The 20,266-nt window shown below is 50.6% G+C and carries 20 protein-coding genes; 13 read left to right on the top strand and 7 right to left on the bottom strand.

The window, feature by feature from the left end; all coding sequences use genetic code 11:
* The first annotated feature begins 366 nt into the window (after positions 1-366).
* Positions 367-1,062 (top strand): hypothetical protein, encoded by a 696-nt coding sequence (locus J1836_RS03525; protein WP_207249713.1) that lies wholly within the window; start codon positions 367-369, stop codon positions 1,060-1,062.
* Positions 1,063-1,126: 64 nt separating this feature from the next.
* Here the strand turns inward: J1836_RS03525 and J1836_RS03530 are convergent, their stop codons facing one another.
* The 3 genes from J1836_RS03530 to J1836_RS03540 all read right to left on the bottom strand — a co-directional run bounded on the left by J1836_RS03530 (position 1,127) and on the right by J1836_RS03540 (position 3,095).
* Positions 1,127-2,038: a hypothetical protein gene (locus J1836_RS03530; RefSeq protein ID WP_207249714.1), complete on the bottom strand. Its 912-nt coding sequence runs from the start codon at positions 2,036-2,038 to the stop codon at positions 1,127-1,129.
* A 69-nt stretch (positions 2,039-2,107) separates the two neighbouring features.
* On the bottom strand, positions 2,108-2,776 hold the full coding sequence (locus J1836_RS03535; protein ID WP_242632713.1) for a DUF1287 domain-containing protein: 669 nt from the start codon (positions 2,774-2,776) through the stop codon (positions 2,108-2,110).
* Positions 2,777-2,780: 4 nt separating this feature from the next.
* Positions 2,781-3,095, bottom strand: coding sequence for a non-heme iron oxygenase ferredoxin subunit (locus J1836_RS03540; protein WP_207249715.1), 315 nt, complete (start codon positions 3,093-3,095; stop codon positions 2,781-2,783).
* On the opposite strand from J1836_RS03540, the gene J1836_RS03545 reads away from it, so the two are divergent.
* Together J1836_RS03545 and yjgA are read left to right on the top strand one after the other, a co-directional pair.
* On the top strand, positions 3,094-3,960 hold the full coding sequence (locus J1836_RS03545) for an SDR family oxidoreductase (protein WP_242632714.1): 867 nt from the start codon (positions 3,094-3,096) through the stop codon (positions 3,958-3,960). The two genes, J1836_RS03540 and J1836_RS03545, sit on opposite strands and share 2 nt — an antisense overlap.
* A 13-nt stretch (positions 3,961-3,973) precedes the next feature.
* Entirely contained in the window at positions 3,974-4,492 is a 519-nt protein-coding gene (gene yjgA, locus J1836_RS03550; protein ID WP_207249716.1) for a ribosome biogenesis factor YjgA, read from the top strand.
* 7 nt (positions 4,493-4,499) lie between these two features.
* Here the strand turns inward: yjgA and gloB are convergent, their stop codons facing one another.
* A complete protein-coding gene (gene gloB, locus J1836_RS03555; protein ID WP_207249717.1) occupies positions 4,500-5,279 on the bottom strand; it encodes a hydroxyacylglutathione hydrolase in 780 nt (259 codons plus the stop codon).
* A 94-nt stretch (positions 5,280-5,373) separates the two neighbouring features.
* Between gloB and gmk the strand changes: the two genes are divergently transcribed.
* From gmk to J1836_RS03570, 3 genes are all read left to right on the top strand, one after another.
* Complete coding sequence (gmk, locus tag J1836_RS03560; RefSeq protein WP_207249718.1) at positions 5,374-5,994, top strand: guanylate kinase; 621 nt, start codon at positions 5,374-5,376, stop codon at positions 5,992-5,994.
* A 156-nt stretch (positions 5,995-6,150) separates the two neighbouring features.
* On the top strand, positions 6,151-6,990 hold the full coding sequence (locus J1836_RS03565; RefSeq protein WP_207249719.1) for a hypothetical protein: 840 nt from the start codon (positions 6,151-6,153) through the stop codon (positions 6,988-6,990).
* Between the two features lie 47 nt (positions 6,991-7,037).
* On the top strand, positions 7,038-8,204 hold the full coding sequence (locus J1836_RS03570; protein ID WP_207249720.1) for an RNA/DNA-binding domain-containing protein: 1,167 nt from the start codon (positions 7,038-7,040) through the stop codon (positions 8,202-8,204).
* A gap of 12 nt (positions 8,205-8,216) precedes the next feature.
* Here J1836_RS03570 and rluB read toward each other — a convergent pair whose 3' ends face one another.
* Both rluB and msrB read right to left on the bottom strand, forming a co-directional pair.
* Entirely contained in the window at positions 8,217-9,224 is a 1,008-nt protein-coding gene (gene rluB / locus J1836_RS03575; protein WP_207249721.1) for a 23S rRNA pseudouridine(2605) synthase RluB, read from the bottom strand.
* A gap of 10 nt (positions 9,225-9,234) precedes the next feature.
* On the bottom strand, positions 9,235-9,681 hold the full coding sequence (msrB, locus tag J1836_RS03580; RefSeq protein ID WP_207249722.1) for a peptide-methionine (R)-S-oxide reductase MsrB: 447 nt from the start codon (positions 9,679-9,681) through the stop codon (positions 9,235-9,237).
* Between the two features lie 122 nt (positions 9,682-9,803).
* Here msrB and J1836_RS03585 point away from each other — a divergent pair, with 122 nt between their 5' ends.
* On the top strand, positions 9,804-11,888 hold the full coding sequence (locus J1836_RS03585; RefSeq protein WP_207249723.1) for a molybdopterin-containing oxidoreductase family protein: 2,085 nt from the start codon (positions 9,804-9,806) through the stop codon (positions 11,886-11,888).
* Between the two features lie 132 nt (positions 11,889-12,020).
* Here J1836_RS03585 and J1836_RS03590 read toward each other — a convergent pair whose 3' ends face one another.
* Positions 12,021-12,434 (bottom strand): DsrE family protein, encoded by a 414-nt coding sequence (locus tag J1836_RS03590; RefSeq protein ID WP_207249724.1) that lies wholly within the window; start codon positions 12,432-12,434, stop codon positions 12,021-12,023.
* A gap of 144 nt (positions 12,435-12,578) precedes the next feature.
* Here J1836_RS03590 and egtB point away from each other — a divergent pair, with 144 nt between their 5' ends.
* From egtB to J1836_RS03620, 6 genes are all read left to right on the top strand, one after another.
* Positions 12,579-13,805 (top strand): ergothioneine biosynthesis protein EgtB, encoded by a 1,227-nt coding sequence (gene egtB / locus J1836_RS03595; protein ID WP_207249725.1) that lies wholly within the window; start codon positions 12,579-12,581, stop codon positions 13,803-13,805.
* On the top strand, positions 13,802-14,773 hold the full coding sequence (gene egtD, locus J1836_RS03600; RefSeq protein WP_207249726.1) for an L-histidine N(alpha)-methyltransferase: 972 nt from the start codon (positions 13,802-13,804) through the stop codon (positions 14,771-14,773). The genes egtB and egtD overlap by 4 nt, the downstream gene beginning before the upstream one ends.
* Positions 14,733-15,908, top strand: a complete 1,176-nt coding sequence (locus J1836_RS03605; RefSeq protein WP_242632715.1) for an aminotransferase class V-fold PLP-dependent enzyme — start codon at positions 14,733-14,735, stop codon at positions 15,906-15,908. The genes egtD and J1836_RS03605 overlap by 41 nt, the downstream gene beginning before the upstream one ends.
* Positions 15,909-16,053: 145 nt before the next feature.
* Positions 16,054-17,292: a GGDEF domain-containing protein gene (locus tag J1836_RS03610; RefSeq protein ID WP_207249727.1), complete on the top strand. Its 1,239-nt coding sequence runs from the start codon at positions 16,054-16,056 to the stop codon at positions 17,290-17,292.
* 152 nt (positions 17,293-17,444) lie between these two features.
* A complete protein-coding gene (locus tag J1836_RS03615) occupies positions 17,445-18,977 on the top strand; it encodes a tetratricopeptide repeat protein (protein WP_207249728.1) in 1,533 nt (510 codons plus the stop codon).
* Between the two features lie 163 nt (positions 18,978-19,140).
* A complete protein-coding gene (locus tag J1836_RS03620) occupies positions 19,141-20,229 on the top strand; it encodes a trypsin-like serine peptidase (protein WP_207249729.1) in 1,089 nt (362 codons plus the stop codon).
* Positions 20,230-20,266: the final 37 nt, after the last annotated feature.

A 20,266-nucleotide genomic window follows, 5' to 3' on the forward strand; every position in this document is an offset into this window, starting at 1 on the left:
AGTGGCTGGCGTTTACTGGAAGACAAAATAATATTCATCCCCACCGATAACACCACTAATATGCCTAACATGTGAAAGAGCTCAGCCATGGGTAATTGTAAAAAACTTAGACCATAAAAAAAAGCGACTAAGATAAAGCCTAACGAATCAATCCAATTATCGACAACTGATCGCATTATTTTATAAAGTTCATTCATCACCGTTACATCCTCCAGCTAATCCTTGCTAATAAAGTATCCATTAAGTCTAGATAATGGTCAGACTAACTAACAACGCTTGAACCTTACCTTAATGTTTCAGTGAATTATTGTATACCCCCCATTAGGCTATTATGCTTAGCAGATTTTGGATAAACAGGCATTACAGATGAGTGATAGCACACCAGTTGAATTCACCGCGAGCAATGATTCGCATCAATTACTCAAACACGAACTTGCCCAACGTCAAGCACAGTTGATGCAATTAACCCCTGCCAGCAACCCGCTGGAACGTGCCCATGTGCAGTACGAAATTGCTGAAATCATGCTGGAGCTGGAAGAGCCGGGGATGCGCGAAGCCGCGTGGGGCATGACGCGTGAGTCGTTTGAGATTTTCCGCGACCAAGCGCAATGGGAAGATGCAGTGCGTTGCTGTGACGTACTGTTCCGCTGTGATTTGCCTGCATCTGTGCCCGCATTAGGGAATGGTTTGTGGCTGGCTGTCACCTATCCCATTGATCCACAAGTGACCATTATGATGCTCAACAACCTGATTGACGCCACGCCACCGCAAGCAGATGGCGCAGCCGTCGCCGCAACCGTAGCGCACTACATCGCCGATTTGCGCTTAGAAGGTGAAAAACGTGACAGCATGATGTTCCTCACCAGCGCCATGCTCGGCAAAGTGGCAGAACGTCATAGCAAGGTGAATTCACAGGAAGCCATGAATCTGTGGCTCAATCGGTTGGATTTGCTGAACCCTAAAGTCTTTTTGCCACGTTTAGGGCAAGTGATTGATGCCATCGTAGAAAATCAATGGTGGTATGACCGTGACGTATTACGCGCCAGCCTACCCGTACATTAATTAATGGTAATAATCGCAACCGTCTATTTTTCGTATTAGCCGGTTGCGATTATTCTCAAAGATTTTATTGCTTATCACCTATAAATAATAAAACATCATTAACAGAATTATTTAACGTGACACTCTGTAATTGATTATTAGCAGGGTTAACATAAGCTGTTCCGGTACTGCTGGTACTTCTGCCACTATTGCTTTCACTGCATCCTACTCCATACGTAATGGAAACATTATAAATATTCCCACGCAGACGCGGTGTCACATTACCACTAAACGTACAGCCATCAGTACGACTACCGGTAAGCTGCCCCGTCGCATAAATAACGAACGCGGTTGGCACATTACGATTCGCCAAACTGGTACTTGAACCCGTGTAACGCCCACTGATAGTGGCAACATTCGGGGTAATGTTATAACCGCTATCATGCGTCGTATTGAGTGTCACGATGCCGCCGGGAATATCGGTGTAAGTCAATGTGCCTTGCAAACGCGTTTTCGCGGTGTAGCTACCCGTCCATATGAGCGGGAATAAGCTATTGGTTTCAAAGTTGAAATCTTTGCCGTTGCTGGACGTGATTGAACCGTTAGAAGAAATCGTATTACCGACAATCACACCAGCAGTCGTGGCGTTATTACCTGCGGCGGAATACAACACCCAATAAAAGCCGTTATCCGCGATCAAAGCTGTTACCGTGCGGCTAGTATCGCTACTGCCGCGCCACAAGCCTTCCGCATTCAGCACAGCGGAAGTCGTATTACTGTTGCTCGTGCTGGTACTTGTGCTACTCGCACTGCCTAAGCCCACGCCGCTGGTGCTGGTCGTGCCACTCGTGCTGCTAGTATCGACCGTGCGCGTAATGGTGTTATTACCCGTAGAACCTGTCGGCGTGCTGGTGCTCCCCAACGTCGAGCCACTGCCGCCGCACGCGGACACGCCCAGCATTACCCCAAGAGAAAGAGCCATCGCGTGAATTTTCATGAGCCGTCCCAAGATAAGTGATTCATCTGAACCTGTACCTTAGTGCGACGCGAGCCATCGCCAGAGGCTTTACTGGCTAAAGTAACGATAGTGCCCGATGATCGGCCAAAAGAACAAAGCATCCTCAACATTCGTACCGTAAGCGATATTGTGCCCCATCAGCGGTCGCCCATCCTCGGTGACGTAATGCGTCACAATGCCGATATGCCCTTGCCCCTTGCCCAAATCCCACGCCACCACGTCACCGGGCTGGTAATCCGCCGGATCTTTGGTAATGGGTAGTGATTTACCCTTGCGCTCGAAAAACCGCATCAGGTTATACACGCGGCGATGGTCGATATTGCTATCGGGATTTCTCATGCCCCATTTGCGCGGATAGTCACTGAACGCCTTGCGCATGTCTTCATGCAATTCACGTTGAAGATCAATGCCTTGTGCACGAAATGCCCGCACAATTACATCCGCACACACGCCTGTGGATTCTGGCACGTCACCGCCGGGGTATTTCAGATTGACATACGCAGGGTCATACGCACGGGTCACTTCCACCTGTTTATAGACCGAATCCAACAAGGAACGCACATGCGCGGGTGGCTTCGGCTCAAGAATAGGCGGTGGCACAATAATTTGCGGCGGCAATACGGGCGGCAGCATAAAACGCCGATACGCATCCCACGCCAAATACAGGAACAAGATCAGCAAAAACAGCCAAACGAAATACCGCATAAAACGCCGCATGAGGTTATACCGTTACCAAAATGCGCCCATCTTCGACGCTGACCGCATAAGTTTTCAGTGGAATTTCGGCAGGTTCTGCCATTGGCGCACCCGTTTTGACGCTGAATTCTGCACCATGCAAGGAACATTGCACCCGATCCCCGTGCAAACAGCCGAGGTAGAGTGAAGCATCTTCGTGCGTACACATATCATCCACCGCGTAAAATTCGCCCTCGACGTGGCACACGAGAATGCGCTTGCCATTGCCTGCATCGACACGCTTCATCTTTCCGGGCTTGATTTCGTTTATACTGCCAGCATCGAGTCGGGAGTTGTTCATGAGTGTAGCTAACCAAAAAGTGTGGATTATGGGCTGTGGCGATATAGGTCGCCGTGTGGCACGGTTATACCAAAACGAGGGTACGAAGGCTATAGGCTGGGTACGCAGTGAGGAATCCTTGCAATTGGGGTTAGAACAAGGCTTCGCCATGCGCAAGGGTGACGTGGATCGCGGCAGTTTTTTCTCGATTTTCGCGCTGGATGAAGCACTGGTGTATTGGTTCATGCCGCCGCAACCGACGGGCGAAACCGATGACCGCATCCGTCGTTTCCTCAAAGGTGTCGATGCTGCACCCAAACGGGTGGTATTAATCAGCACCACTGGCGTATACGGCGATTGCGACGGACGTTGGATTGACGAATCCGAACCACTAAAACCCGTTGCCGACCGTGCCAAACGCCGCGCTGATGCCGAAAATACCGTGCAAGAATGGGCAGCGCGTTTTGGCGGCGACATCGTGATTTTGCGCGTCCCCGGCATTTACGCCCCCGACCGCTTGCCACTGGAACGCCTTAAACGCGGCGAACCCGTGCTGACAGAAGCCGAAGCACCTTGGACAAACCGCATTCACGCCGACGATTTAGCGATGGTCTGTAAACGCGCCATGGAAGCCGCCCCCGCTGGCGCGATTTATAACGCCACTGACGGACATCCCTCCACCATGACCGATTATTTCAATCAAGTCGCGGATTACGCCGGATTACCGCGCCCGCCGCAAATCAGCATGAGTGAAGCACAAGCCGCCATGAGTCCCGGAATGTTGTCGTATTTACAAGAATCGCGGCGGATTCGTAACGATAAACTATTGACTGAATTAAACATCCGGTTACAGTACCCGTCCTTGACCGCTGGTCTAGGCATGTAGAAAGGATAAGCCCATGATTGATTACGCCAATGACGATGAAGAAGACGATTACATCAGCCGCAGCCACTTCAAACGCGAAGCCGAAGCCGCACAAGCTTTGGGCGAACGCCTGATTACCCTGCGCAAAGAACAGCTAGACCAGTTGGATTTATCCGAAAAGCTCTACGACTCGATTTTGCTGGCACAACGCTTGACCGCGAACGGCGCGATTCGTCGCCAACGCCAATTCATCGGCAAGCTGATGCGCACCGAAATTCTTGAGCCGATTGAAGCAAAACTGGCGGAATGGGATCGGGGCGGCAAAGCCGAAACCGCACGTTTGCACCGTTTGGAACGCTGGCGTGATCGCCTGATTAGCGATGAAAACATGCTGGGCGAATGGTTGAAAGAATACCCCGAAACCGACACGCAACGAATGCGCAGCCTGATCCGCAACGCGCACAAGGAAAAAGAAGTCAACGCGCCACCGAAAAGCAGCCGTGAATTATTCAAGCTGCTACGCGAAATTACCGCGCACGAATCGTTACGCTAAGCGTGCTTTAATCGTACTCGGTATCTTTCCAAATACGCAGCACCGCGAATACGTCTTCCGGTGTATGCGTTTCGCGCCCAGCAATTTCTTCCGCTTTGGCAATCACTTCGGGAATATGAGTACGCAAAAACGGATTGGTGTCAAACTCGCGTCCCAATTCAAACGGCACGGTCGGATGCCCCGCATCCAGTAACTCCCAGCACTCTTCCATACGTGTATCCAGTGTCGTATTGTCTGGCTCAACCCATTTTGCAAAGCCGATATTGTCCACGGTGTATTCGTGGGTGCAATACACTTGTGTCTCCGCTGGCAGTGACGCAATACGCTGCAAGGAATGGTACAAGTCAGTCAACGTGCTACCAAATACCCGCCCACAGCCGTTGGCAAACAAGGTGTCACCACAGAACAAACTGCCTTCGCCATAATAGACAATATGTCCGACCGTATGCCCCGGCAATTCCATCACACTAAACGTTAGCCCTAACGACTCCAGCGCTACCGTAGCGCCGTCGCCTAAGGGCTGCGTGAGGTGTGGGATATTTTCATTCACGGGGCCATACACCGCCAAATTAGGAAAAGCTTCCAGCAATTTTTCAATGCCGCCCACATGGTCGCGATGATGGTGGGTAATCAAAATGGCAATAGGCTGCATTTGCAAACGTTCGAGCGCTGCCAGCACTGGGGCAGCATCACCGGGATCAACAATCGCCACCTGTTGCGCTGCTTCATTACTGATCAGCCAGATGTAGTTGTCGGTAAAAGCGGGTACAGGGGTTACTTGTATCATGGTTTAGACACCTCACTCGTGATTCCTACACTTCGACTATAATGCATACTTCTCTATAATCGAACCTTTATCAGCACATCGGGCGGAATTTCGGATGAACACACGTACAGGTCAGCTTTACATTGTTTCAGCCCCCTCTGGCGCAGGCAAATCCAGCCTACTCACCGCATTACGTGAGCGCGTCGACAATCTGGTGGTATCGGTGTCACACACCACGCGCCAACCACGCCCCGGCGAACAAGACGGCGTGCATTACCACTTTACCCCCGTGGAGATGTTCCGCCAACAAGTTGCCGAGGGTAACTTTTTGGAATACGCGCAAGTCTTCGACAATTACTACGGCACATCACGCTTGTCGGTGGATGCGCTGCGCGATGCGGGTAAGGATGTGATTCTCGAAATTGACTGGCAAGGGGCACAACAAGTGCGTGAACGGGCGGAAGCTGTTACCAGCATTTTCATCCTGCCACCGAGTATCGAAGCCTTGAACCAACGTTTGCACGGGCGCGGACAAGACAGCGCGGAAACCATTCAACGACGGATGCGGGATGCGCAAAGCGAAATGTCGCACTACCCTGAATACGATTATCTGATCATCAACGACGATTTTGATACGGCACTTGCTGACCTATCCTGTATTTTCCGCAGTGCACGCCTGAAACAAGCGCCACAATGCCAACAACATCGGGCATTATTCAACGCCTTAGTCAGCTAAAAAATGTACGGTGGTGGTGATACACCTACTGGAATAGTTGAAAATGTCAGGATCAGCAGCATAGAAATGGAATATGTGATAGTGGTCAATGTGAACTTGATGATTTTAATGTAGCTTAATAAATACATGATTTTAGGCTGCTATTGAGGTGGAATAATGTTTACGTTAAAACCAATATTAAAGGCAGGTGTGCCTGCATTTCTGGCTATATTATCACTGGCAAGTTGTAATACTGGTGATACATCAGCCGTTGTGCCCGAACCTATCGTAGTAACACCATCTCCTGTGATACCCCAACCCACCAAGGAAGAACAACGGGCAAAGCTGGAAGCAGAACTGACAACGGTAGATGCTGAGATCAAAGCAATGATCGGACAAGGACAATGTGCCAGCTCACTCGATTGCCGCCTGCTTGATGTTGTTACTCTGCCTGCATGTGGTGGTATTTCACCTTTTTATGCTGCTTATTCCATTCTCGAAACAAACCAAAATACGTTATTCGTGACTTATGAACAAAGGAGGGAATTGATTAGAAAGATTTCCTCACTCAACACATCACAAAATACTCCAGTGGTAGTTACTCCTCCTGATTCCCTGTGCACGGCGGTGCTGTCGTCTGATCCTGTCGCACAATGTATCAATAACCAGTGCAGAGGCATTTATTCACCAACTGTTAGTATGGGGAACAACGCAGGTGTTACATGGGGTGAAGTCAATACCATGATCGGTGATCCTGTGTGTAGCAGTTCTGAGCAATGTGGGGTATGGCAAGTAGGGTATTCTTTGACCGGAGAATCTCCAACACTTTGTGGTGAAGACACGACTTTTGCGTATTCTACTTTTGCAACCGATCCAAAGGAGATTGCCGAAAAGGTCGGACAATATGCCCAAAGTGTGGCAGCAAATTATAACGCACAGGGGTTAGACGCTGTTTGTCAGTCGAATGTTTCTTTCACAAACGGCGTATGCCGCAGCGAGAAATGTGAGGCAAACTGAAACTTGGGTTAGAATAGGCTACGTGTTGCAATGACTGGAGCAAAGTAGTGAATGCATCGGAAGTGCGTGCGGAAGTTATTTTAGGGGAAGACAGTACCCGCCAGTTTAAAGTCGATATTCGCAATGCCGAATCGTTGGCAGCGGAAATGGCAGCCTTTGCCAATTCTAGCGGTGGCGTGATCTTCATCGGGGTCGCCGATGACGGCACGTTGCCGGGGCTGCCAACCGCAGAGATCGGACGCATCAACCAATTAATCAGCAATGCCGCCAGCCAACTGGTGCGTAGCCCGCTAACCGTACAAACCGAAAATGTTTTACTGGAAAACGGACAATTAGTGATTCGTTTAAGCGTTCCCCAAGGTTTGGATAAACCTTATTTCGATAAAAGTGGAGTGATCTGGTTAAAAGTCGGTGCAGACAAACGCCGCGTTAATTCCAAAGAAGAATTACGGCGGTTATTCCAAATGACGGGACAATTTCATGCTGACGAACTACCGACTAAAGCGGGTATCGACAAGCTGGATAAGCTACGTTTCCAAGATTTCTTGCAAGATGCGTATGCTTTAGATTATCCCGAATCACCCGAAGCATTGATCAACCTTTTGCAAAACATGAGTCTTGCGACTGATGAGGGGCAATTAAATTTAGCGGGTGTTTTACTGTTTGCCAAACGCCCGGAGTGGATCAAACCGCAATTTGTGGTCAAAGCCATTCGCTATCCCGGCAATGACATCCACGCCGATACGTATTTGGATACCGAAGATTTTTCAGGCGCGTTGCGTAAGATTTACGAGGATACGTTGGGCTTTATTATGCGGAACTTGCATAAAGTGCAAGCGGGGCGCGGGGTGAATTCACCCGGTACACCCGAAATCCCCTCAGTGGTTTTCGAGGAATTACTGGTAAACGCACTGATACACCGTGATTACTTGATTGATGCACCGATACGGATATTCGTCTACGACAACCGCATCGACATTATCAGCCCCGGTCATTTACCCAACAATCTAACCGTGGCGAAAATCCGTAGCGGCAATGCGAACAGCCGCAATCCGATTTTGGTATCGTATGCGGCTAAAGGTGTGTTGCCCTATCATGGTTTGAGGTCAGGCATTCGTCGGGCATTGAGGGTTTTCCCGAACATCGACTTTGAGGATGATCGGGAGGGAAATTTGTTTAAGGTGACGGTGTGGCGAAACACAACGCCAACGTAAACCTAAACATTATTAGCCACGCCCACGCGGTTGTGGACGTTTACCACCCGGACGGGCTGAACTACTGGTACTAGGGCGTGACGAACTGCTAGGGCGTGAAGTTCCACTCGGTCTTGCAGAACCACCAGAACGCTCGGAACTACTAGGACGCGCCAAACTCGACCTCCGTGCTGACGGATGGCTTCCGCCAATCGCCGTGCGTCCACTGTCCACCGATTTCATTCCCGGTCTTGCACCAGAGCGGCGTTCTGGACGTTCGGCAGTAAAGTCCGAACCGTCTTCAAACGCCATGTTCACCAAGCCGTAGAGTTTGCGTAATTCGCGTACTTCCAGCTCTTTGTGATGCCCACTGCGCAAGTAACGCGGCAGCATAATATTGCCGTAACGCACCCGAATCAAACGGCTAATTTTCACGCCTTGCGATTCCCACAAGCGGCGTACTTCGCGGTTGCGACCTTCGGCAAGCACGACGTGATACCAGTGGTTGACCCCTTCGCCGCCTGCGTCTTTGATGCGCATGAAGTTGGCTTTGCCGTCTTCCAATTCCACGCCTTCCTGCAAACGGATCAGCATTTCATTGTTGACTTCGCCCAACACGCGGCAAGCGTATTCGCGCTCGATTTCAGACGACGGGTGCATGAGCTTGTTTGCCAATTCGCCATCGGTGGTAAACAGCAATAAGCCGTCAGTATTGATGTCGAGACGTCCCACCATAATCCAACGCCCAGCGCGGATTTTCGGCAAGCTGTCGAAGACCGTCGGGCGATTATCGGGGTCACTCAAGGTACACACTTCGCCCGCAGGCTTGTGATACATCAGCACTTTGTGGGTGGCATTGACGCGGGAACTCAAGTGTAGGCGTTGCCCGCGCAAGGTCACTTGATCGTTTTCGTCGATGGCTTGACCGGAGGCGGCACGCTGACCGTTCACCAGAATTTCACCAGCGTTGACCATGCGCTCAATTTCACGACGTGAGCCGTAACCAGCGCGGGAGAGGAGTTTTTGGATGCGTTCTTTCATGGCAGGGATATTACGCTTTGACCTTCTTTAACGCCACCGCATTCATGCAATAACGCAAGCCACTTGGAGCAGGACCATCGGGGAACACATGCCCCAAGTGTGCGCCGCAGGTATTACAGGTCGTTTCCACCCGCGTCATGCCGTAGGAACGATCCGCGTGGTAAGCAATCGCGTTTTCTGCAACCGGCTGTGTGAACGAAGGCCAGCCCGTCCCCGAATCAAATTTTTCCGACGCATCAAACAGCAGCGTATCGCAACACAAACACCCGTACAGCCCCGGCTCGAACAAGCTGCACATCGCGGAGCTAAACGGGCGTTCTGTGCCTTTGCGGCGGGTTACGTAATATTGATCATCGCTCAATTGCTTTTGCCACTCGGCATCCGTTTTGGTTACGGTACATGCAGGCACGGGGTTGCCGTGGTCGGCAAACTGCAAAATCATGTTCCAATTCAACATACTCACTACTCCTCGTTAAACTAAACGTATCATAGCAAATTCCCTAGTGCGTTAGGTGGTCATTCCAAACGCCTTGCCAATCTACACTACACTGGCGCGATTCGATTACCACGAGATTCGCCATGACTAACGTAGTCAAAAGCACCACCTGTTACGAATGCGATGCCAATTGCCTGTTCGATGTCACCATCGACCCCAGCGGTCGCGCCATTAAAGTCGAAGGCTTGCCGAATTGCCCACGCGGACAATTGCAGTTAGAGCGTCAATACCACCCCGACCGCCTGCTCTACCCGCTCAAGCGTATCGGCGCAAAAGGCTCTGGCGAATTCGAGCGCATCAGTTGGGAAGAAGCCCTCGACACCATCACCGCTGCTTTGCAAACAGCCAAAGCGCAGCACGGCGCACCCGCCGTGGGCTTTTTCGCCGGATACACCAAAGAAGCTCGCCCGCAATTGCAACGCCTTGCGCACGCTTTCGGCAGCCCGAATTACCTCACCGAATCCGGCTGCTGCTTCTCGGCAACGATGGTCGCGGAAAAACTCACTTACGGTTACAAACTCAAAACCACCTCCACCGTCGAATCGCCGAAAACCCAATGCGTGTTGGTGTGGTCAACCAACGCCTCCGGCTCGATTCCACCGTTTGAAAATCACCACCTTGCCAGCCGTAAAAAAGGGCGCAAGATGATCGTGGTTGACCCGCGCCGCACCGAAACCGCCGAAATTGCCGATATTCACCTGCAAATCCGCCCCGGCACGGACGGCGCACTCGCCCTCGGTTTCCACCACCTGATTTTTGCGAATGGCTGGCAAGATCAGGTATTTTTGGACGAATGGGCAAACGGGTTGGACGCTTTCCGCGACTACATCAAAGCATTTCCACCCGCACGAGTCGCGGCGATTTGCGGCATTAGCGAAGCTGATTTACGTGCAGCGGTAGAACTCTTTGCCACCACCAAGCCCGCGCAAATTGCCATGTCGCCCACCTCCACCGTGCAACACAGCAACGGTTTCCAGAATCACCGCGCGATGATTTTGCTCTCCGCCGCCACAGGCAATATTGACCGCGAAGGCGGCAACCGCTTCTTCAACGACAAAGTATTGCCCAAGCCAATCGAACTGTTCGACGTGTGCAAAAACGAATTGCCCCCGCGTATCGGCGACGAAATATTCCCGATTTGGACAAAATACTGGCCTGCCGCACAAAGCATGTTAATGCCAGACTGCATCCTCGAAGGCAAGCCGCAACCGCTCAAAGCCTTGCTCGCAATGGGCATTAATACCGCGATGTGGGCAAATTCCAAACGCATGGAACGTGCATTAGGCGAACTGGAATTTTTCGCCGTCTCCGACTTTTTCCACAACCCCGCCACCTTGCAAGCCGACATCGTATTGCCAGCGGCAACCAGTTTGGAACGCACTGCACTGATCGCCTACCCCGGCTGCGCGTATCAAGGCGAAGTGAAATACCGCCACCAAGCCCTGCCCCCTCGCGGCGAAGCCAAACCCGACGGGCAAATCTTCCTCGAACTCGGTGTCAAACTCGGCATGGCAGCACAATTCTGGCACGGCAACCTTGCCGCTTCGTGGGAAGAAATGGGCGAAGGTTTGCCGCCCGACATCCGCAAAGAAGCATGGGAAAATCCGGCTGGCGTGACCGTTTACAGCCCCGTGATCGACGAATTGGTCGACCTCGGCTTTTTGGATGCGGATCGGCAATGGCGCATCAACGGCTTCCGCACCGCCACCGGCAAAATCGAATTCGATTCAGTGGAACTGAAAGCGCACGGCTACGACGGCTTGCCAACTTACCGCGAACCGATGGAAAGCCCGTTGTCTACACCCGAATTACTGGCAGAGTATCCGCTGGTGCTAACGTCGGGCGGGCGGCAAAAGTTTTTCACGCATTCACAACAACACAATATTCCCGCGATGCTGGCGTATGACCCGTATCCACGGGTACAAATTCACCCCGATGATGCAACAACGCGGGGTATTGCAGACGGTGATTCAGTCGAAATCCGTTCACGACGCGGCGCAGTGACGTTTCGGGCAGCGGTGACAGACATAATGAAACCGGGCGTGGTGCATTGTTTCCACGGTTGGAATGAATCGAATATCAATGAGTTGACCGATGATACTCAGCTTGACCCGATCAGTGGATTTCCGCCGTTTAAGTCGTTGTTGTGTGAAGTGTCACGTCTTTAACAGGGAGATTGTCAATGCCGTTTCACGGAGTGTCACCTCACCGCCAAGCCTTGTTTCAGCCGAAGTCGCTGCATGATATTGGCGTTAATAATACCCATGCATAAAGCAAGTACCTTCTTTCGTCTTAAAAATTTAATAAATGAGCGATTGCGTGGAATCCAAACACTCTGATACAAAAGTCGCTCCCCCAACGATAACCGCACCATCGACCAACTCACCTTCCTTGACTTGGCGAGCACCAACGCACGGCCCACACACATACATTTTGCCACCGGCCTCTGCATATAAACCAATCAGCTCAACCAACGTTGGAAAACCTTTCGCTGCCACATGCTCTGCAATGCCTTTAATCATCAACATACTGCCATTGCCTTGGAATCCCATTACCACTTCTACATCGGATGCTTGCGCAGACGTTGCCATCACAAAAGGAATGGTTGCCAATTCTGGATTTTCAGGGCCATTCGTAACCATGATAAACAGCTTTTTTTTAGCCTCTGACATTTTGATTTCTCCTGTTATCAACAGCTTTATAGACAGTTTCATACTGGCACAAGTGACCAACACCAGAATTGATATGCGTCATAAACAGGTCACAGAAGCGTCAAACAAATCCCCCACAATCATAGCGTACACCTGCCTTCGACGCGAAAACGTATTACAAAGCACCAAACAATCAAGGAATGTCAGATGACTGCTGCCCTAGCTTCAGAATACCAACGCATCCGCCACACCAGCGCGGCGATTTGCGCCCCGCTTGCCCGTGACGATTACCAACTGCAAAGCATTGTCGAAACCAGCCCGCCAAAATGGCATTTGGGGCATGTGACGTGGTTTTTTGAAACCTTTTTGCTGCAAGCGTTTGTGAAAAATTACCAACCGTTTCGCGCTGAATACAACTACCTGTTCAATTCGTATTACCAAACCGTTGGCTCGATGCAACCCCGTGCCGAACGCGGCTTAATGTCACGCCCAACGGTGGAAGAAGTCTACGCCTACCGCGCTGCAATTGATGAGCGCATGGCGGATTTGCTAACGCACGCTGACCCCAGCCAAGCGCAAGCAATCGCCGCACGGGTCACACTCGGCTTACACCACGAACAGCAACACCAAGAACTGCTGTACATGGACATTAAACACAACTTCTGGCGCAACCCGCTGCGCCCGATTTACCTACCCAAAACCTTACCGGTGCGCGAAGCCACCTCGCTTACATGGGAAACCCGCGCGGGTGGTTTGCTGGAAAGCGGTTTCGAGGGCGACAGCTTCGCCTACGACAACGAACGCCCGCAACACAAGGTTTGGCTTGAACCGCATCGCCTCGCTTCGCGCTTGAGCACCAATGGCGAATACCTCGCTTTCATCGAAGATGGCGGCTACCAACGCGCCGAGCTGTGGCTAGCGGATGGCTGGTATCACCGCAAGCAACACGGCTGGCAAACGCCCTTGTATTGGGAACAACGTGATGGGCAGTGGTACGAATTCACCCTGCACGGTTTCGAGCCGCTCGATCTTGCCGCGCCCGTTGCCCACACCAGTTATTACGAAGCCGACGCTTTCGCCCGCTGGTCAGGCAACCGCTTACCGCTGGAAGCCGAACTCGAACACAAATTACGCGAATTGCCGATCACTGGGCATTTTACCAACAGTAACACCTTCCACCCGCAAGCAGGCACGGAGCAACACTACGGCTCGCTATGGGAATGGACAGCCTCACCCTACACCGCCTACCCGCGTTTCCAACCGTTGGAAGGTAGCATGGGCGAATATAACGGTAAATTCATGTGCAACCAGTGGGTATTGCGCGGCGGGGCGTGTATAACACCAGCCGACCACATTCGCCCCACGTACCGAAACTTTTTTTACCCCCACGACCGCTGGCAGTTCAGCGGTATCCGTCTCGCGGAGGACGTATGAACGCTATTTGCCCCAAAGCCACCAAGGTCAGCTTTCACGATTACCAGCCGGAGTTGGACAATTTCCGGCAAACCGTGCTGCACGGGCTGGCGCACGAACACAAACAGATTCCGCCGAAATTCTTCTATGACAAACGCGGCTCACAGTTGTTTGAAGCGATTTTAGAACAGCCAGAATATTACGTGCCACACGTTGAAAAGCAGCTCTACCGCGATTATGCAACGGAAATGGCAGCGCTGATCGGCGAGAATGCAGTGCTGATCGAACCCGGTAGCGGCAGTTGCGAAAAGGTGCAATTGTTGCTGGATGCACTGCGACCGGCTGCGTATGTGCCGATGGATATTTCCGGCGATTTCTTACGCCAATCGGCGGCAACCTTAGGGGCAGCATTTCCGTGGTTACAGGTTCACGCGGCGTGCCTCGATTTCACCCGCGAACTGCACTTGCCGCAAAATGTACCCGCTGGGCGGCGCGTGGTGTTTATTCCCGGCTCTAGCTTGGGCAATTTCGATGTGCCAGAAGCGCAGCATTTTCTGTTCAATATCGCGCAATTGGTCGGCAAAGGCGGCGGCTTGCTGATTGGGGTGGATCGCAAAAAGGCTAAAGCGGTGCTGGAAACAGCGTATAACGATGCGGCTGGCGTAACGGCGGCGTTTAATCTGAACTTGCTGATACGCATCAATAACGAGCTGGAAGGCACGTTCGACCTCGACCAGTTCGCACATTACGCTTGTTACAACGCGGCGATGGGGCGGATTGAAATGCACCTCACTAGCCTGCAAGAGCAACAAGTACAGGTGTCGGGCAAAACCTTTCACTTTGCGCGAGGGGAACGGATTCATACTGAAAATTCTTACAAATACCACCCTGAGGAGTTCATCACGCTAGCAACAGCAGCAGGCTTCAAATGTGAGCAACATTGGACAGATGCTGCTAATCTCTTCGGCATCTATTACTGCACTGTGTGAGCCGATCATGCCAACACCTGAAAGCCGCTTCCCTGCCCTGCAAAACTGCATTTACCTCAACCATGCAGCGGTAGCACCGTGGCCGCAAGTTACCGCCGATGCTGTGCAAGCGTTTGCCGCCGAAAATGCGCGGCAAGGCACACTCAATTACCCTCACTGGCTGACCGTGGAACAAGCCTTGCGTGAACAAGCGCGTGAATTGCTGAATGCCCCTGCCGCAGGCGATATTGCACTGGTAAAAAATACGTCGGAAGGCTTGTCATTCGTCGCCTATGGGCTGGATTGGCAAGCGGGCGATAACGTGGTGGGAATTCGTCAGGAATTTCCCTCTAACCGTTATGTCTGGCAATCATTGACAAAACAAGGTGTGGAATTCCGCCAATTGGATTTGTACGACCATCCCGATGATCCCGAAACAGCGTTGCTAGCATTGTGCGATGCACGTACTCGCTTGATCAGCATTAGCGCGGTGCAATACACCAACGGCTTGCGCATGGATTTGGCGAAAATCGGGGAATTTTGCCGAGCCAAGGGCATCCTATTTTGCGTGGATGCAATTCAACAACTCGGCGCAATGCCGTTTGATGTGCAGCAAGTGCAAGCCGATTTTGTAGTGGCGGATGGGCATAAGTGGATGCTGGGCGCGGAAGGCTTAGCACTGTTTTACGTGCGCCGTGAAATATTGGAGCAACTACACTTAACCCAATACGGCTGGCACATGGCGGAAGGTTTGACCGATTACACCATGGAAGAGTATCAACCTGCGCTGGATGCGCGGCGTTTTGAATGCGGCAGCCCGAATATGTTGGGGATTCATGCGCTACATGCTAGCCTTGGGGTATTGCTGGCAACGGGCATGACGATGGTGTGGGAACAGCTTAGTGCGCGAATACAGTATTTAGTGGATGGATTACAGGCACTGCCGGATGTGGAAATTCTCAGCGATACGCGCATAGAACGGCGTTCAGGCATTGTGACGTTCCGCTCACGCACAATACCTAACGATAAGCTATTTAAGCAGTTGCAGGATAACGGCGTATTTTGTGCGCCACGCGGCGGCGGCATTCGCTTTTCACCGCATTTTTATACGCCGTTTGCACAGTTAGCGCAGGTTTTACGGGTGTTAGCTACATAAGGCTATTTTTTGAGCTTGTCATCTTGCATAAAAGAAATCTATTATTGGAGGAGTAAAATCAACCTAACTAGCGACGCCATCTGTAAAAAGATGCACTATATTCAGACTTGGCCTCGACAGGGGCGTCATGCCAAGGCGCAGGAACATGACGGTTGCAACTAAGAAAGACTCCATGAATAAGAAAAAGATCAACTCACTCACATCGCCAATGATTCTTCAGGGGCAAATAACGTTTTTATCCCGCCACGGCTCGACTTGGTTTTGGGGAAATGTATTAGCGGCTAGTCTGTTCATTCTGCTACGTTGGGTAGAAAGCGATGATAGTTTACCGTTATTGCTGGTCTGGTATGGCGCGATCATCGCAATGAATGTTACCCGCTGGCTATTTGGTCAAGGCTTCCTGCCGTCACAACATTATTCGGGCGAAGAATTAAGTGAATTTGGGCAACGCTACCTGATTTACTCTACCTTGATCAGTGCCTTATGGGGCGTGTCAGGCATTATCTTATTTTCACCCACATCGCTCACGCAAGCCGTGCATGTATTGTTACTAGCGGGCGCAATCGTCGCGGCAATGCCTGTTCTAGCGTTATCCAGTTTTGCGTTGTACGTACAAATTGGGGCGATTTTACTGCCCATTACCCTCAATATGCTGTTATTAGGGGAAACGGCACAACAATCGCTGGCCTTAGCTACGCTGTTGTTGGGGGTGTTACTAGCGATGGCATCACGTTCGATTACCAGCTTGCTGAATGATCTTCATGCTGTGCAAATACAAGTGCAAGAACAAGCGCATACCGATCCCGTCACGCAAATTTCCAATCGGCGGTATTTTGATAGCACCTTTAAAACCGAATGGCGACGTGCGGCACGTGAAAGCAAGCCATTGTCTTTATTAATGATTGATGTTGACCATTTCAAACGTTATAACGACAAACACGGGCATCAAGCTGGTGATCAATGCCTACAAATTATTGCGCAATGCATTAAAGCCGTGGCACGCCGTGCGTCTGACGTAGTGGCACGGCATGGCGGCGAAGAATTCGCGATTTTGTTGCCGGATACATCCCCCGATGATGCAGCGTTACTCGCTGAACGGGTGCGTAAAAGCGTGGAAGATCAACGCATCCCGCATTCTGATGGCGCAATTCCGCGTATTGTGACCATTAGTATTGGGGTATCAAGCTGTACACCGAATCCCCCTCACGATTCTCATCCACCAAATGAAGCAGATGTCATTTACCCAGCAATGTTACTGAATGCGGCGGATCGCGCCCTGTACCGCGCCAAACGTAATGGTCGCAATCAGATTGCGCGGGAAAACTGTGGCGACAGCGTGCTCAAATTGCCAGTAGCACCGATAGCAGTTACGCACGCCGCTTGATTTACGTATTTAGCACTCTTTTCGTTACAATTTGTTACAAAAAGTTATCCCCATGCTTCTCGAAATAGTATTTTCGCCAGCGAAAAACATGCTATAAAGTGGAACGCTGCTTTTTAGAAAAAACACAAGAACATGGGGACGTGCTGGCTTGCATGAATACTGATAAAAAATACATTATTGCTGAACTAGACACTATTCTTAACAGCCCACGTTTCCGCGCCCGCAAAGTCATTAAATTGTTTCTGCAATATGTTGTGCAGGAAACGTTGGCAGGGCGCGGTAGCGAATTAAATCAGCAAAATATTGCCACCAAAGCTTTGGGTAAACCTGCCGATTTTTCCCCGGTATATAATCCTTTAGTACGCATTGAAGCTGGGCGGCTGCGTAAGCTCTTACAAGCGCATTACGCCACTAACGACAGTGCCATCATGATCACAATGCCCAAAGGCACGTATGCCGTGACTTTTTTACCGGGAAATCGTCCCGAACACGTTACACCGACAATTGTCCCAACAAGCATCTCAGTGGGATTAGTCCCCCATGTCACCGAAGGCCCTAAACTTGCTTTAAACTGCCAAGTACTCGATCTCACGCCCACCACAGCTACGCAGGTCTGTCACCGCTTACGCAGCGACTTACTGCTAATGCTGAACCGTTTCCGTAATATTCAACTGGTCGCACAAGCACAACGTTCAGATTATACGTTGAATCTTGACCTGCAAACCGCTGGTGCTGACGTTGAATTATTTATTCTATTAAGCCACACCCTCAGTGACGAATTAATCTGGGCAAACACCTTGCGACTACCCGCTCAGCCCAACCAAACCGACTTAGCGGCACTGTGCTTACAAATCGCGGCGAATACTGTGGCATTGCATTCCGGTAAAATTCTCTACCACTGGGCACAATACCAACAGAGCTTGAATGCTCCTATCCCCGCGCATCATGACGCATTAGTGTATTACCTCGCGTTCCTCCACGACATTCGCTACGCCAGCTTCAGGACAGCACTCACCGCTTGCCAACAGCGTTTGCAGCACTTTCCTGAGGACAATAAAGCGTTGGTCATTCTCGCCCGCTTGTGTGGTTACGACCACGTATTGCAATACCACTGTGTGGAACAGTTGGAAACGACGTGGACTCATGCGGCACGTACCGCCATGAAGCTCGACCCCGGCAATGCCGAAGCGCATTCTATTTTTGCGCATAACCGCTATTTTTTGGGGGATCACGCCCTGTGTCGGGCAGAGCTGGAAATAGCACGCCAAACCAACCCTTTCGACACGTCCATCGAATACCTCTACGGTTTTGGGTTGTATCTGACGGGTGATAAAATGGCAGGTATACACGCCATTCAGACACTCATGGCGATTTCTTTCCCACAACCGGATTGGTATCACGTCCTACCTTTCCTGCACGCCTTTAACGAAGCGAATTACACCGAGGCGTTAGCACTCGCCGAACGCATTCAACACTTCGGCTATTGGGGTGAAATGGCACGTTGCGTGAGTTATTTTCGACTCGGGCAAACCGAGCGTAGCCTACGGGAGCTTCAGGATTTATTTCAGTATAATTCCGCGTTGTTAAATAGCCAAAATTCTGATAATCGGTCTATTTTTTCGCATGAAGCATTAAAAAAAGTGTTATCAACACTGCAAGAAATCAAACAGCTTATTATTATTTAGCAATATCTAATCTTAATGACTTGCATAAACTATACTCAATAATTATCTATACAAAACATATAGATATAATCTATAATTCTTTAAAAAAATTGATTTAATTAATTACATCAACAAGCCTATAAATCAGCATAGTTTATCAAAACGCTAAGGCGGAGAATTTTTTATGTATACGATTCCACAATCCCGTGCACGCTGGATGCCTATCATCGCAGTACTATTAGTCATTACACCCTACGTAACAGGCTGTACAGGAGAAAGTACAACAGCACAAGATACAAGCACAACAAATACGGGATCAACAACGACTGCCACGGTAGCCACCACCGCAGTCACAACACCTTCCACGACGACATCCAGCAGTACAACAACAAGTACGAGCAAAAGAAGCTACAGCCTCGTTTCCAGTAGCGGACAAATCATTGATGCCAATAATTTGAACCAAAACAGCTCGCTGTCTTTTGGATCAACCGGAGTGGCAGGGCGTCCAGAACTCGAAGGTGCAGACTTAACCCCGTTAAGTGATGCTGAACTTACCGCGATGAAAACAACCACTACACCCGCATCTCGTATCATACAAGAATCTGTTTTAGGTTTTGATAGCCGTTTTCTCGTCAATCCGTATGCCTATCCCGAACGAGCGGTGGCACTGATTACTTATAATGGCAATACGCATTGCACTGGCTGGTTAGTGAGCAAGGATACCCTAGTCACCGCCGGACATTGCGTCCATAGCGGTGGCAGCAAGGGCAACTGGGGTGCAGCAACGTCTTTCAAAATTTATCCGGGTTTATCAAATGGCTATGCCCCTTACGGCTCTTGCGCTCCCAAAGAACTCTATTCTTCTTACGGGTGGATTACGGCTGCTGACGGTGATGCTGACATCGGCATTATCAAACTGAATTGCTCTGTCGGTAATTCCACTGGCTACTTCAGCTATTTCGTTGCCAACCCTGTCGATAATACCAGCATCACAATTAACGGTTACCCCGGAGACAAAGCCAACGGTGGTCAGAATCAACAATGGGGAAGTAAAGGCACAGTATCTCATTCTACAGAGTCTAAAATTTACTACGATAACGACACTGTTGGCGGCATGAGTGGTGCGCCGACTTGGGTCAGTAATAATGGAACAGCATGGGCATTAGGCATTCATACCAATGGTGAAAGTTTGCTGACCCCTAATACCAACGCTGGCACACGCATTTCCCAAGACGTATTCGACCTGATTACCGCCGTCAAAGAACTGCCATAAAACCCACATCCCCAAGCGACAGGTGAATCCCACAAGG

Origin of the sequence: Thiothrix fructosivorans (assembly GCF_017349355.1) — a bacterium.
GTDB lineage: Bacteria > Pseudomonadota > Gammaproteobacteria > Thiotrichales > Thiotrichaceae > Thiothrix > Thiothrix fructosivorans.